At 69.2% G+C, this 14,263-nt stretch carries 11 protein-coding genes; 5 read left to right on the forward strand and 6 right to left on the reverse strand.

Annotated features, from left to right (window positions below):
- Positions 1-21: 21 nt before the first annotated feature.
- Both VGZ32_RS24760 and thrS read right to left on the reverse strand, forming a co-directional pair.
- Positions 22-666 (reverse strand): HIT domain-containing protein, encoded by a 645-nt coding sequence (locus tag VGZ32_RS24760; RefSeq protein ID WP_326888590.1) that lies wholly within the window; start codon positions 664-666, stop codon positions 22-24.
- 340 nt (positions 667-1,006) lie between these two features.
- Positions 1,007-2,992, reverse strand: coding sequence for a threonine--tRNA ligase (thrS, locus tag VGZ32_RS24765; RefSeq protein ID WP_326888591.1), 1,986 nt, complete (start codon positions 2,990-2,992; stop codon positions 1,007-1,009).
- A gap of 1,145 nt (positions 2,993-4,137) precedes the next feature.
- On the opposite strand from thrS, the gene VGZ32_RS24770 reads away from it, so the two are divergent.
- Both VGZ32_RS24770 and VGZ32_RS24775 read left to right on the forward strand, forming a co-directional pair.
- Positions 4,138-4,542 carry a hypothetical protein gene (locus VGZ32_RS24770; RefSeq protein WP_326888592.1) on the forward strand — a complete coding sequence of 135 codons (405 nt, stop codon included), beginning with the start codon at positions 4,138-4,140 and terminating at the stop codon, positions 4,540-4,542.
- Between the two features lie 137 nt (positions 4,543-4,679).
- The gene (locus tag VGZ32_RS24775; RefSeq protein ID WP_349263739.1) at positions 4,680-5,687 is read left to right on the forward strand and encodes a slipin family protein; all 1,008 of its coding nucleotides are present in this window, start codon (positions 4,680-4,682) and stop codon (positions 5,685-5,687) included.
- Between the two features lie 59 nt (positions 5,688-5,746).
- Here the strand turns inward: VGZ32_RS24775 and VGZ32_RS24780 are convergent, their stop codons facing one another.
- Both VGZ32_RS24780 and VGZ32_RS24785 read right to left on the reverse strand, forming a co-directional pair.
- Positions 5,747-6,631, reverse strand: coding sequence for a DUF1028 domain-containing protein (locus VGZ32_RS24780; RefSeq protein ID WP_326888594.1), 885 nt, complete (start codon positions 6,629-6,631; stop codon positions 5,747-5,749).
- A 5-nt stretch (positions 6,632-6,636) separates the two neighbouring features.
- On the reverse strand, positions 6,637-9,345 hold the full coding sequence (locus VGZ32_RS24785) for a bifunctional FO biosynthesis protein CofGH (protein WP_414642593.1): 2,709 nt from the start codon (positions 9,343-9,345) through the stop codon (positions 6,637-6,639).
- Positions 9,346-9,470: 125 nt separating this feature from the next.
- Between VGZ32_RS24785 and VGZ32_RS24790 the strand changes: the two genes are divergently transcribed.
- Complete coding sequence (locus tag VGZ32_RS24790; RefSeq protein ID WP_326888595.1) at positions 9,471-10,853, forward strand: L-serine ammonia-lyase; 1,383 nt, start codon at positions 9,471-9,473, stop codon at positions 10,851-10,853.
- A gap of 124 nt (positions 10,854-10,977) precedes the next feature.
- On the opposite strand, the gene VGZ32_RS24795 is transcribed toward VGZ32_RS24790, so the two are convergent.
- Both VGZ32_RS24795 and VGZ32_RS24800 read right to left on the reverse strand, forming a co-directional pair.
- Positions 10,978-12,447, reverse strand: a complete 1,470-nt coding sequence (locus VGZ32_RS24795; protein ID WP_326888596.1) for a hypothetical protein — start codon at positions 12,445-12,447, stop codon at positions 10,978-10,980.
- 346 nt (positions 12,448-12,793) lie between these two features.
- Complete coding sequence (locus VGZ32_RS24800) at positions 12,794-13,168, reverse strand: hypothetical protein (protein WP_326888597.1); 375 nt, start codon at positions 13,166-13,168, stop codon at positions 12,794-12,796.
- Positions 13,169-13,229: 61 nt separating this feature from the next.
- On the opposite strand from VGZ32_RS24800, the gene VGZ32_RS24805 reads away from it, so the two are divergent.
- Positions 13,230-13,658, forward strand: coding sequence for a hypothetical protein (locus VGZ32_RS24805; RefSeq protein WP_326888598.1), 429 nt, complete (start codon positions 13,230-13,232; stop codon positions 13,656-13,658).
- A gap of 5 nt (positions 13,659-13,663) precedes the next feature.
- A complete protein-coding gene (locus VGZ32_RS24810) occupies positions 13,664-14,260 on the forward strand; it encodes a DUF6529 family protein (protein ID WP_326888599.1) in 597 nt (198 codons plus the stop codon).
- The last annotated feature ends 3 nt before the right edge of the window (positions 14,261-14,263 follow it).

The raw sequence follows: 14,263 nt of genomic DNA on the forward strand, positions 1-14,263 counted from the left end.
TTATTGGGCGGCCGGTGCGGCCTACGACACCGGGCCCGTCCCCCGGTCGTCCGGGCCTTCCGCGTCAGACTCCGGATCGTCGGCCGACTCCGCCTCGACCTTCGCCCAGCTTTCCGCGACCACCTCGCGGGTGTCCGCGAGCAGTTGCGGCAGGACCCTGGTACGCCCGATCACCGCCATGAAGTTCGCGTCGCCGCCCCACCGCGGCACGATGTGCTGGTGCAGGTGCGCCGCGATCCCGGCGCCGGCGACCGCGCCCTGGTTCATGCCGAGGTTGAAGCCGTGCGGGTTGGACGCGGCCCGCAGCGCACGCATCCCGCGCTGGGTGAAGGTCGCGAGTTCGACGGTCTCCCGCGCGTCGAGGTCGGTGTAGTCCGCGACGTGCCGATACGGGCAGATCATCAGGTGGCCGGGGCTGTACGGATACAGGTTGAGCACGGCGTAGACGAGCGTTCCGCGCGCGACGATCAGGCCGTCGGCGTCGTCCAGTTTGGGCACGCGGCAGAACGGGCACTCCCCCACCGCCCCGCTGATCGGCTTGTTCTCGCCCTTGATGTACGCCATCCGGTGCGGCATCCACAGGCGTTCGACGTCGTCCGGCACACCGGGCCCGTCAGAGCCGCCGTGAACACCCTCCGTCTCACCGGTCTCCGTCCGCGCGTCCATGGCCGCCAGCATATGTGCTCATCCGCGTGCCGCGGGAGCGCTCGGATACGCCGCGCTGCCGTCACTCAAGCCGACGCGCGTCAACCACATCTTCCGCGGAAACGCGCGTGCCGTGCTCGCGCCCGGCGAGACGTTCAATCACAGCGGCATTGTCGGACCCGCGATCGTCGTTGTTGACATCACGCAGGCATGCAGAAAGCGATTGGCCGCGCGTCTCGGCCGTCGCTCGCACGCACCTCGACCATTCATCCGTGTGGCAATTCCGGAAGGCGTGCGAACTCGCGAATAGCCGGGCGGCCGCGGCTTTCGCGGCGGCCGCCCGGTGTGGCACTCGTGCAGGTCAGCGGCGCTCGCGGACCGCGGCGACGATCTCGGCGACCGCCTCCGCGATCGGGACGCCGTTCTTCTGCTCGCCGTTGCGGTAGCGGAAGGAGACTGCGCCCTTGGCAGCGTCCTCGTCGCCCACCAAGAGCATGAAGGGGACCTTGTCCTTCTGGGCGTTGCGGATCTTCTTCTGCATTCGGTCGTCGGAGGAGTCCACTTCGACCCGGATGCCTTCTGCTCTCAGCGTGGCGGCCACCTCGTCGAGGTAGGGCACATGCGCGTCGGTGATGGGGATTCCGACCACTTGAACAGGGGCGAGCCACGCCGGGAAAGCGCCCGCATAGTGCTCCAGCAGCACCGCGAAGAACCGCTCGATCGAGCCGAACAGGGCGCGGTGGATCATCACCGGGCGGTGTCGGGCGCCGTCGGCGCCGGTGTATTCGAGCTCGAAGCGCTCGGGCTGGTTGAAGTCGACCTGGATGGTCGACAGCTGCCAGGTGCGGCCGATCGCGTCCTTGGCCTGGACCGAGATCTTCGGGCCGTAGAACGCCGCGCCGCCCGGGTCGTCCACCAGCTCGAGGTTCTGCTTGAGCGCGGCCTGGCGCAGCGCCTCGGTGGCCTCCGCCCAGGTCTCTTCGGTGCCGATCGACTTCTCCGGGTCGCGGGTGGACAGCTCCAGATAGAAGTCGCTCAGGCCGTAGTCGCGCAGAAGGTCGAGCACGAACGTCAGCAGGCTGTCGAGCTCGTCCGGCATCTGCTCGGTGGTGCAGTAGATGTGCGCGTCGTCCTGGGTGAAGCCGCGGGCCCGGGTCAGGCCGTGGACCACGCCCGACTTCTCGTACCGGTAGACGGTGCCGAACTCGAACAGGCGCAGCGGCAGCTCGCGGTAGGAACGGCCCCGGGCGCGGAAGATCAGGTTGTGCATGGGGCAGTTCATGGGCTTCATGTAGTACTTCTGGCCCTCGTCCAGCTCCATGGGCGGGTACATGCCTTCGGCGTACCAGTCCAGGTGGCCGGAGAGCTCGTACAGGGTGCCCTTGGTGGTGTGCGGGGTGTAGACGAACTCGTACCCGGACTCCTCGTGGCGCTTGCGCGAGTAGGCCTCCATCTCGCGCCGGATGATCCCGCCCTTGGGGTGGAAGACCGCCAGGCCGGACCCGATCTCGTCGGGGATGGAGAACAGGTCGAGTTCGGCCCCGAGCTTGCGGTGGTCGCGCTTCTCCGCCTCGGCCAGGAAGTCCAGGTGCGCCTTGAGCGCCTCCCTCGACTCCCAGGCGGTGCCATAGATGCGCTGAAGCTGCGGGTTCTTCTCGCTGCCGCGCCAGTACGCGGCGGCCGAGCGCATCAGCTTGAACGCCGGGATGTTGCGGGTGGTCGGCAGGTGCGGGCCGCGGCACAGGTCCTTCCAGCACAGCTCGCCGCTCTTCGGGTCGAGGTTGTCATAGATGGTCAGCTCGCCCGCGCCGACCTCGGCGGAGGCGCCGTCGGCGGCGGTGGCCGCGGAGCTCTTGAGCCCGATCAGCTCCAGCTTGAACGGCTCGCCGGCCAGTTCCCCGCGTGCGTCGTCGTCGGTGACCGGGCGGCGGGAGAACCGCTGGCCCTGCTTGACGATCGCCTGCATCTTCTGCTCGATCGCCTTCAGGTCCTCGGGGGTGAACGGCCGGGCGACCTGGAAGTCGTAGTAGAAGCCGTCCCGGATCGGCGGCCCGATGCCGAGCTTCGACTCGGGGAAGACCTCCTGGACCGCCTGCGCCATGACGTGCGCGGTGGAGTGGCGCAGGATGGCGCGCCCGTCCTCGGAGTCGATCGCGACCGGCTCGACCAGGTCCCCGTCGCCGAGGACGCGGGCGAGGTCGACCAGCACGCCGCCGACCCGGCCGGCGATGTTCGAGCGGTCGCCCTGGTACAGCTCGGCGAACAGCTCGCCCACGGTCGTGCCCGCGGTGACCGTCCGCTCGGCCCGTTCGCCTCGGCGGTCGATGGTCACCCGGATCTCGGACACCGTGTACTCCCCATTCGTCGGTAGGGTTCATGGCGGCAGGTCCGCCGCTTGCCCACGATGGTACAGAGCCGGGTCGGGGCGGCCTCACCGGATTTCCGCCGGCGCCGTTCGACGCGGCACCATGGCGACATGCGTTGGCCATGTTGCGTTCACCAGATGAGGCTACGTTCCGGATGTGGGGGTCATGACAACGGCAACGATGTCAGGGGCGGTTCCGAGATCCGGGGACGGGGGGGCGCGCAGCACTCCGCTGCGTCTGGGTATATGGACAGCGGCGGTCGGGCTGTGCCTGGCCGCCCTGCTCGGTATATCGGTGGCCTCGCTTACTGTCGCCCGGGATGGAACTTCGGGCGTGGCCGACGCCTCGGCGGTGGCCTCGGACGCCTCCGACCTGTACTTCGCGCTCGCCGATCTCGACGCGGAGGCGGCGCGGCTGGTCCTGCTCGGCAACGGCTCAGCGCTCCCGGGCTCGAAGATCACCGACTACGGCAGCAGCACGCTGGCCGCGCTGAACTCGTACAACTTCGAGACCGCGCAGGTGGACGGCGATCTGCACAAGCTGGCGGTGGGGGTCCAGTCCTCGGACGACGCGGCCGTGTCCCAGTTGACGGCCGGGGTGACGGAGTATCACCAGATCGCGGACGCGGCGATCGCCTTGGACGAGACGGCCAATCAGCAGGCCGCCGCACCGGCGGCGACGCCGACACTCGGCGCGTCGGCGGGCCAGCCGGACTCAGCGGCGATCGGCTACTACGCGCGGGCGACCACGCTGATGCAGGGTCAGCTGCTACCCGCAGCGAAGCAGTTGCGCGACGACAGATCCCGGGCGCTCTCGGACGCGGTCTCCTCAGCTCGCCTGGCCGGGCTCATCGGCGCGTCGGCCACCCTGGTCGCCGGGCTCGTCGCGCTGATCGTGGCGCTGCGGACGCACCGGCGATTGACCCGCTGGTTCCGGCGGTCGGTGACCCCGGGGCTCATGCTGGCGACACTGATCATCCTCGCGCTGACCGTGGCGGGCGGGGCGGCGCTGTTCTCCGCCGCAAGCAACAGCTCGACAGCGGGAAACCGGTTCTCGGACTACCTCGCAGTCGCGCGCGCGCACCGACAGCTACGACGCGGACGGCGCGGCGACCCGGTATCTGCTGATGCCGGACACCGGGACGATCGCGCTGGACAAGGCGATGAACCTGGCGGCGGCGGAGGTCGGGGCGCTCGGCACGGGCGCCGGCGAACAGGCGGCGGTGCAGCGCTGGCACCAGGTGGAGAAGGTGGACCTGGCCGCCGTGGTGTCCGACGTCAACTCCGGGGATACCGCGACCGCGCTGGAGGTCGACACGGGTACGGCGCGCGGCCAGGAGGCGTTCGACTTCTACTATTACGACCTCGAGCTGACCCAGCTCTCGGATCAGCGGCTGACCGCTTTCGAGACCGCCATGTCCGCCGCCCGCGACGACCTTTCCGGGTGGTCTTGGCTGCCGTGGGTACTGATCGGAGTCGCGCTGACCGGGCTGGTCCTGGGCGTGCGTCCGCGCTTCGCCGAGTACCGCTAGCCACGCCGCGCCCGGCCGCGGTCGGCTGAACCTTCTCCGGCCGCCTTTTCGTGTACGTAGGCGGATACGCGGGACTACTATGACGTGGTAGTGGGCCGTTGGATCATCCTCGATTGGGGTGGAGCACGGTGGTTGGCCTGGACATCGGAATCGCGGCGTTCGTTCTGGCGTTGCTGGTCGGACGACCCCGGTTCCGGGTGGTGCGGCAGTTCGAGCGGGGCGTGGTGTTCCGCTGGGGCAGGGTGCTCGGCAAGCCCCGGGAGGCCGGCATCACCGCGCTGGTTCCGTTCTCGGACAAGATGATCCGGGTGAACACGCAGATCGTGACGATGCCGGTGCCCGCGCAGGAGGGCATCACCCGGGACAACGTCACGGTGCGGGTCGACGCGGTGGTCTACTTCCGGGTGATCGACCCGGTCAAGGCGCTGGTCGAGGTGCAGGACTACCAGTTCGCCATAGGGCAGGTGGCGCAGACCTCGCTGCGCTCGATCATCGGCAAGTCCGAGCTGGACGACCTGCTGACCAACCGCGAGCCGCTGAACCAGGGGCTGGCGCTGATGCTGGACTCGCCCGCGATCGGCTGGGGCATCCACATCGACCGGGTGGAGATCAAGGACGTGGCGCTGCCGGAGTCGATGAAGCGGACGATGGCGCGCCAGGCGGAGGCCGACCGGGAGCGCCGCGCGCGCATCATCACCGCGGACGGCGAACTTCAGGCCTCGAAGAAGCTGGCCCAGGCCGCGGACGTGATGTCGGACAGCCCGGCCGCGCTCCAGCTGCGCCTGCTGCAGACGATGGTCGAGGTCGCGTCGGAGAAGTCGTCGACGGTGATCCTGCCGTTCCCGGTCGAGCTGCTGCGCTTCCTGGAGCACTCCTCGATCCCGCACGCGGAGTCGGCGGCCGCGGCTCGGGGGGCGGCGCGGCGCGCCGGGCGGCAGACGCTCGACGACGCGGAGCCGGAGGAACTGCTGGCGGCTCCCGCTCCCGAGATCGCCCCGCCGCCGAAGGTCGAGCCGGTGCCCGAACTCGCGGCGGCGCACGACGGGCAGAACGCGGCGCTCCCCGACCCCATTGACGAGGAGCTCGCGAAGGAAGAGCGCCGCAAGGCCGAGGCCGACACGGACGTGCAGGCCAAGGGCGCTTAGGCCCGGACGCTCACATCGTTCTGGGCGCACGGATTTCCCGGCGCGCTGGCTGGAATCGCCTAGGCTGCGGGCTGCTTCTGGGCGGAGGCGGCTGCCGTGCCCCGGGACGCCGTGGCGCGCAGGTGGTCGAGCACGACCGGGTCGATCTTTCCGGCCACGAGGCGTTCCTCTAGGTTCTCCCGGCCGGCCCACGACTCCAGCGCCGCGTCCGGCGGGCCGACGAACCCGAGCCCCGCCAGCAGATGCCCCACCTCGTCGACGAGCGGCCCGGACAGCTCCAGCAGCGCGTCCGGGTCGGGCTTGCCGAACAGCAGTTCGTGCATGTCGAGCAGCCGGGCGAGCTCACGCACCGGGTCCGGGTGGTCGTCCACGCGCAGGTCCACCAGCACGTCCCCGCCGCCGTATCCGTTGCCCGCCGAGACGACGTACAGAGCGGCACTCTGCCGTCCACGACTGTCCCCGCCCACGGCGTCGCCCGCGGTCAGCGCCGCGAGCAGCCTGCGGGCGAGCGGCCCGGAGGCGTCCGAGGCGAGCCAGGCTTCTTCCATCAGCGCCACGACGCGCGAGCCGACCAGGATGTTGCCCTGGATCGCGTAGCCGTAGCCGGTCGCGCCACCCGCCCAGGGCATGCACTTCGGCCCGGTGTACGTCGCCGCTCGTCCCCCGCCGTCGACTACGCCGACCTGCCGATGCTCCGCCCGCTCGTCCGCCGCCACCAGCGCATCCACCACTTCCCGCGCGCTGCGGCCGTCTGCCAGCATCGCCAGCCCGTCCTGCTTGTAGGCGAGGTTCGCCAAGGCCTGCGTGGCCAGGGCCCCGCCGGGCGCGTCGGGACGGGCGGCGCGCGCTGCCGGGACGAGCGCACCTGCCGCCAGGAACTTGGAAGCGACTGCGACACCGAATTGGGTGCCGTCGACGCTGCGGGCGACTATCGAGTAGGTCATGCGGGTCAGTTTTCCAAGACCGGAAGCAATTCCGGAAGATGCCCGTCGTGGAGTTCGCCCACAGCGACGCGCTCCGCCGACGCTTCGCCGTAGGTAGTGGTGCGCTGACGGGTGGGGCGGCCGGCCGCCGTGGCGATGGCCTTGATGTCGCGGACGGACTTGTAGCTGCCGTAGGACGAGCCCGCCATCCGCGAGATGGTCTCCTCCATGAGCGTGCCGCCGAGGTCGTTCGCCCCGCTGCGCAGCATCTCGGCGGAGCCGTCCGGGCCGAGCTTGACCCAGCTGGTCTGGATGTTCGGGATGACCGGGTGCAGCAGCAGCCTGGCCATCGCGGTCACCGCGCGGTTCTCGCGCATGGTCGGGCCGGGGCGGGCGATCCCGGCCAGGTACACCGGGGCGTTGGTGTGGATGAACGGCAGCGTGACGAACTCGGTGAAGCCCGCGTGTCCGCGCTCGAGGTTGCGCTCCTGCATCCGGGCCAGCAGGCGCAGGTGGCCGAGCCAGTGCCGCGGCTCGTCGACGTGTCCGTACATCATCGTCGAGGAGGAGCGGATGCCGAGGCTGTGCGCGGTCCCGACGACCTCGACCCAGGTGGCGGCGGGCAGCTTGCCCTTCGTCAGCACCCAGCGCACCTCGTCGTCGAGGATCTCGGCCGCGGTGCCGGGGATCGTGTCCAGCCCGGCGTCGCGGGCGGCCTCCAGCCAGTCGCGGATCGACATGCCGGTGCGGGTGGCGCCGTTGGCGACCTCCATCGGGGAGAAGGCGTGCACGTGCATGTCCGGGACGCGTACCTTTACCGCCCGCGCGATGTCGAAGTACGCGGTACCGGGAAGGTCGGGGTGGATGCCGCCCTGCATGCACACTTCGGTGGCACCGACGTCCCAAGCCTGCGCGGCCCGCTCGGCGACCTGGTCGAGCGAAAGAGTGTAGGCGTCGGCGTCGGTGCGCCGCTGGGCGAAGGCGCAGAAGCGGCAGCCGGTGTAGCAGACGTTGGTGAAGTTGATGTTCCGGGTGACCAGGAACGTCACCTCGTCGCCGACGGTCTCGCGGCGCAGGGCGTCGGCGATGCGGCACAGTTCGTCCAGCGCCGGTCCGTCGGCTTCGAATAGCGCCAGGGCTTGGCCGTCGGTCAGCTTCGTCGGGTCCTGCGACGCGGCGGACAGCGCCGCGCGCAACTCGCCGTCGAGCCGCTCGGGGGCCCGATCTCTTGCCGCATCCTGCCGCCCGGCCGCAACGCTCTCCCGCAGCTCGTCCCAGTCCCCGTATACGGCGTCGAAGTCGCCGCGTCGGTCGCCGGTGCGGCCCTCCTCGTCGATCGCGGAGTACAGATCGGTCCGCCCCGACGCGGTGAACGCCGCCTCAGGCTCCTGCCACGGCTGCCCCTCCACCGGCGCGTCCTCGTCCGCGAGCGCGGTCTCCGGCTCTACGAGCGCCCGCACGTGCGGGACGAGCCTCGGGTCCAGCCACGGTTCGCCGCGCCGGATGAACTCCGGGTAGATCGTCAGCCGCTCGCGCAGGGTGTATCCGGACTCCGCGGTGCGCGCGGCGAGTTCCTCGATGTGCGGCCAGGGGCGTTCCGGGTTGACGTGGTCCGGGGTGAGCGGGGAGACGCCGCCCCAGTCGTCGATCCCGGCCGCGATCATCTGGGCGTACTGCTCGCCGACGAGGTTCGGCGGCGCCTGGATCCGCGCGGCCGGGCCGAGGATCAGCCGGGTGACGGCGATGGTCGCGGCCAGCTCGCCGAGGTCGGCGTCCGCGGCGGAGCGCATCGCGGTGTCCGGCTTGGCCCGGAAGTTCTGGATGATCACTTCCTGGATACCGTGGTACTGGCGCATCACGCGGCGGATCGCGAACACCGCGTCGGCGCGCTCGGCGTAGGTCTCGCCGATGCCGATCAGCAGGCCGGTGGTGAACGGCACGTTGGACCGACCCGCGTCCTCCAGCACGCGCAGGCGCACCGCCGGTTCCTTGTCCGGCGAACCGTAGTGCGGGCCGCCGGGTTCCGACCAGAGCCGGGTCGCCGTCGTCTCGAGCATCATGCCCATCGAGGGCGCCACGGGCTTGAGCCGCTGGAAGTCGGTCCAGCTCAGCACGCCGGGATTCAGGTGCGGCAGCAGGCCCGTCTCCTCCAGCACCCGCACGGCCATCGCCCGCACGTAGGCCAGGGTGTCGTCGTAACCGTGGGCGTCGAGCCAGTCGCGCGCCTCCGGCCACCGGTCCTCCGGCTTGTCGCCGAGCGTGAACAGCGCTTCCTTGCAGCCGAGCGCCGCGCCCTTGCGTGCGATGTCGAGCACTTCATCCGGCGACAGGAACATGCCGTGGCCGTCACGGCGCAGCTTGCCGGGGACGGTGACGAAGGTGCAGTAGCCGCAGCGGTCCCGGCACAGGCGGGTGAGCGGAATGAACACCTTCTTGGAGTAGGTGATCACACCCGTCCGCCCGGCCAGTTCGAGTCCGGCGTCGCGCACCTTGCCGGCAGTCGCGCTGAGCGCTGCCAGGTCGGCGCCGCGGGCCTGGAGGAGAATCTCGGCCTCGGCCGCGTCAAGGGCGACTCCGGACGCCGCCCGGTGCAGCGCACGCCGCATCGAGCCGGGGGTCGGAGCCGCCGGGGTCGGTTGCGGCGCGGGTACCGGTACCGCAGGCCCGCGAGCGGACCCCGTCGTTCCCGTGCCCGCCGCGTTCTGGTCCACTCGTGCCTCCGCCTGTCCGTCCATGCCGCGCCCTAGGCACGTCATGACGATGCAACCACCCACCGGGTAACCATCTTCCCGCCAGCCGCCCACTGAAGAACCGCCAGCGGGGAGATCTCGATCACCGTCGGCCCCGATACACTCGCGAGATGGCGCTCAGCGTGTTCGACCTGTTCTCGATCGGCATCGGGCCGTCGAGCTCGCACACGGTGGGGCCGATGCGCGCCGCCCGGATGTTCGCCCGCCGGCTGAAGTCGGAAGGGCTGCTCGCCCAGACCGACTCGGTGCGCGCTGAGCTGTTCGGGTCACTCGGCGCCACTGGTCACGGCCACGGAACGCCTAAGGCGGTGCTGCTCGGCCTGGAGGGCTTTTCGCCGCGCACGGTGGACGTGGAGGCGGCGGAAGCCGATGTGGCGCGGATCCGGCAGGCCGGCCGGCTGCGACTGCTCGGCCGGGATCTGGGCGCCGAGCACGAGATCGATTTCGACGAGCCGAATCAGCTGATCCTGCACCGGCGTCGCGCGCTGCCTTATCACGCCAACGGCATGACGCTGTGCGCCTACGACGCCGCGAACGTGCCGCTTCTGGAGAAGACGTACTACTCGGTCGGCGGCGGTTTCGTCGTGGACGAGGACGCGCTCGGGGCGGACCGGATCATCCCGGACGACACCGTGCTCACGTACCCCTTCCGCACCGGCGCCGAGCTGCTGCGGCTCACCGAGCAGACCGGGCTGTCGATCTCCGGCCTGATGCTGGAGAACGAGAAGGCGTGGCGGACGGAGGAGGAGATCCGGGCCGGGCTACTGGAGATCTGGCGGGTCATGCGGGAGTGCGTGCAGCGGGGCATGACGCGCGAGGGCATCCTGCCGGGTGGCCTGCGGGTGCGGCGCAGAGCGGCGGTCGCCGCGCGGGCGCTGAGGGCGGAGGGGATCGGGCCGGCCAACGCGATGGAGTGGGTCACCCTCTACGCGATGGCGGTCAACGAGGAGAACGCGGCGGGCGGCCGGGTCGTGACCGCGCCGACCAACGGCGCGGCAGGCATCATTCCGGCGGTCCTGCACTACTACCAGAACTTCGTTCCGGGCGCCGACGACGAGGGCGTGGTCCGCTTCCTGCTCGCGGCGGGCGCGATCGGCATGCTCTACAAGGAGAACGCCTCGATCTCCGGCGCCGAGGTCGGCTGCCAGGGCGAGGTCGGTTCGGCCTGCTCGATGGCGGCCGGGGGCCTGGCCGAGGTGCTCGGCGCGAGCCCCGAGCAGGTGGAGAACGCCGCGGAGATCGGTATGGAGCACAACCTCGGCCTGACCTGCGACCCGGTCGGCGGCCTGGTGCAGATCCCGTGCATCGAGCGCAACGGCATGGCGGCGGTCAAGGCGATCACCGCGGCGCGGATGGCCCTGCGCGGCGACGGCCGCCACCACGTCTCCCTCGACAAGGTCATCAAGACCATGAAGGAGACCGGCGCCGACATGAAGGTCAAGTACAAGGAGACGGCGCGCGGCGGCCTCGCCGTCAACGTCATCGAGTGCTAGAAAAGCGGCCCTGAGCTGCTGCTTTCGGTTTTAGTCATATCATGAGCTTTCCGCTTTTGTGTCGGCAGGGCTCCCCGCAATCCGCCCCTGACGAAGCTGAAGCTCCTGTCACGACCAGGGACGTCTACTCGCCGCGGTAGAGCCGATGGATGTCGATCAGCTCGATGTCTGCACGCCGTGTCGCCAACTCAGCGAGTGCGGGGGTGAAACCGCTTCTGGCGAAGAGCAGTAGTTTCGGCGTTCCGTTGATCTTGTTGCTGGGCAGAAGTGCACGTAGGTGCTCAAGCCGTTCGAGGTGGGGGAGATCCGCGGGGCTACTGGTAGCTTTCGCTTCACCGATGGCGGTGACCCGGTCGGCTGTGTAGGAGTTCGACTCGGTGACCACGACGTCGAGTTCGTGGCCTTGTTTGTGGTCTCGACAGGCGATCTCAGTGGGTCGGACGTGTGTTGCGTATCCGCCTAATGTGGCCTCGGAGGCGTGCTCGAAGCACCAGGTACGGGCGAGGTCTTCGAAGTGGGGCCCGAGGATGCGGCTGTCTACGGTGTCGGTGTTCGCAGTCCAAACGCGCTCGGCTCGGCCCGCTACGAGTTCGGGTTCGTGGCGCGCGATGAGCAGCTGGTACAGGCGGATGATGGGTTCGGTGATCTGGAATACGCTGCGCTTTTCACGCAGGGCGTCGTCGACCTGGGCGACAAGTCCGATGTCTTGGAGGCCAGCCAGAAGGTGGCCGAGTGCGCCGCTTTGTCTGCCCAGGGCAGCGGCGATCTCCGAGCGCCTGTGGTGGCCGGCGGCAATGGCGGCGAGAGTGGCGGCGTACGACATCGGATCCACGATCGAGGGCTCTTCGCGCAGCAGCAGGCCGCCCTCACGGAACATCGCCGATGCCGGGTTCAGAAGGCGGCGAGCTACCCAGGGGGCGAGTTCATCGACGCTGGCCGGTCCTGCGCCTCCGCACATCTCCAGATACGCGGGCGTTCCACCGACCAGAGCGTTGACCCGGAACGCCAGGTCTGGGTCGTGCTCGAGTCCCCAGAACCCGGCGGCTTCTCTGAATCCGAAGGGCCGCACCACGAGTTCGAGAGTCGCCCTGCCGCGCAGCGGTGCGCTGCCGCTGAGGAGTTGGGACATGGTAGTCAGGGCGCTTCCGCAGAGGATGAGCCGGGTGCGGGTGTTCTCCTTCGCGAAGCTCAGAGGGCTCAGCGCATGCTGGAGGTAGGAAGGCAGAGCTGGTGTTGCGGCCGAAAGGTACGGGAACTCGTCGATGATCACGGGTACCGGCGCCTCGGTGCCGAAGCGCATTAGCTCGTCCAGCGCCTCGCGCCACGATGCGAATAGGACCGGCTGGCGAAGACCGCGGAAGGCGGCGTATGCGGCACCGAGGTCTGCGAGATTCTGCAGCTCGGTCTGCTGTGTCGCCGCGAACAGGAATCCGCCGGTCTGTCGGGCGAGCAGTTCGAGCAGGAGGGTCTTGCCCTGTCGACGACGCCCGTAGACGAGACCCAGCGTCGCGCCGGGCAGCGGAGACGAGGCGAACTCTGTCAGGTCCCGCCACTCGGTACTGCGGCCGAAGAGGCGCAACGGCTTGTCGGACACAGAGCTCTCCAGAGGTTCGTCAGCAGCGCTTGCTCGGGTAATGATAGCTGCAACTATCATAGTTGGACCAAGCATTAGGCGCAGTCCGCCGCAAGGCGACCTCGCGGTCAACGTCATCGAGTGCTAGCCCAGCACGTCGACCTGCGGCCCCTCTCCTTTCCAATCCTTCAACTGGTTTCCATACTGTCGACAAGAACGCCCTGAACGCGCCCTCCGACAGACCAGAAGCTCCCGGAGAACTCCCCACCGGCCGCTGTGCCAGCCAGCGGTTTGATGCCGCAAGACGACGCTTGCACTCCCCATCGCCCCCTGCGATCCCGAGCAGGGCCGGCTGGCCGACGTGGTGTCAGACACGAGGTCCGACCAGCCGCTTTGATCTTTCGGGCAAGATCGTGTGTCCCAGACCGGAATTACCAAAACTCGTTTGAACACCAGCCTCCTCGGGCGCGTACTCCATCCGAGGAGGGATTAGGTTGAACAGACCAAAGACGCAACACGTGACACTGCTGGCCGGTGCGGCCGTGGCAGTCGTCTTCATCGTGGCCGATTTGAGGGCCACATCGCATCCGGCGGCGACGCTTTCGGGCAACGGGAAGCCTGTCGTCGCAACGAGCAGTGCAAGCGCGCCGACGCCGAGCGCGGCGGGTGGGGGCACGACGATCATCACGCTCTCTGCATCGCCGAGCGCACCTGCGTCCGCGGCCACCGGTGCGACGGCCACAGACGCAGCGGCCGCCCAGGTGTACGACTACTCAGGGCATGTAAAGGGCGGCGGGGCTTCGGTGGCCGTCTCGATCTATGCGGGCAAGGCCATCGCATACGTCTGCGGCGGCAAGTTCGAGGCATGGCTCACCGGGACCGCGTCGAACGGCACTCTTTCGCTGACCGGGAAGTATGGCGCATCGCTGACCGGCACATACATCCAGACTGCGGCGTGGGGCTCGGTGTCTGGTGCCGGGCATCAGTGGACTTTCAACGTCCCGGTCGTCCACTCGCCGTCCGGGCTATACCGCGCGTATGCCAAGAACCACCAGGTGCAGGCCACCTGGATCGTCACGCCGGACGGAAGCCAGATCGGATCCGTCGACAACGGCGGCGACCCGGCGACCGCCAACCCGGTCGGCGCACTCGACCTGAGCACACTGACATCGACGCTGCCGGACGGAACCGCGGTCACCGCGGCGCCGCTGGACGCCTCGACGGGAGAGTGACGGCGATGAACGAGTTCGACCCGCAAGCGGCGACGGACACGGCGACGCACCCACTCCGCGCTCGACGGCCTTCGCCGACGACCACCCTGCTGGTCCCGGCACTCGCCGGGTGCGCGGTTTCGCTGGCTCTCGGAATCTACGGGCACCTCCACAACCCGACCGGTGTCGCGGTCGACATCATCGGATTCTCCGGTCCGCTGTCCGCCAAGACCTGGCTCGCCACATTCGCGACCCTGCTGGCGATTGTCCAGCTCGTCTCGGCGATGGTCATGTACGGCAAGCTGCCCCGGATCGCGGCGCCGCCATGGATCAGCGGCCTGCACCGGTGGTCGGGCCGCATCGCGTTCCTGGCCGTGGTGCCCGTCGCGATGCATTGTCTTTATTCCCTCGGCTATCAGACCTACAGCACCCGAGTGATGATCCACTCGTTCCTCGGCTGCCTGTTCTTCGGCGTTTTCACGGCGAAGATGCTGGTCCTCACGAAGAAGGACGCGCCGGGTTGGGTGCTGCCGGTGCTCGGCGGCGCGCTGTTCACCGTGCTGGTCGGGGTGTGGTTCACCTCGGCGTACTGGTTCTTCACGACTTTCGGAATCAAGAGGTAGGCG

The sequence above is a fragment of the Actinocrinis sp. genome (assembly GCF_035938995.1).
Taxonomy (GTDB): Bacteria; Actinomycetota; Actinomycetes; order Streptomycetales; family Catenulisporaceae; genus DASZGI01.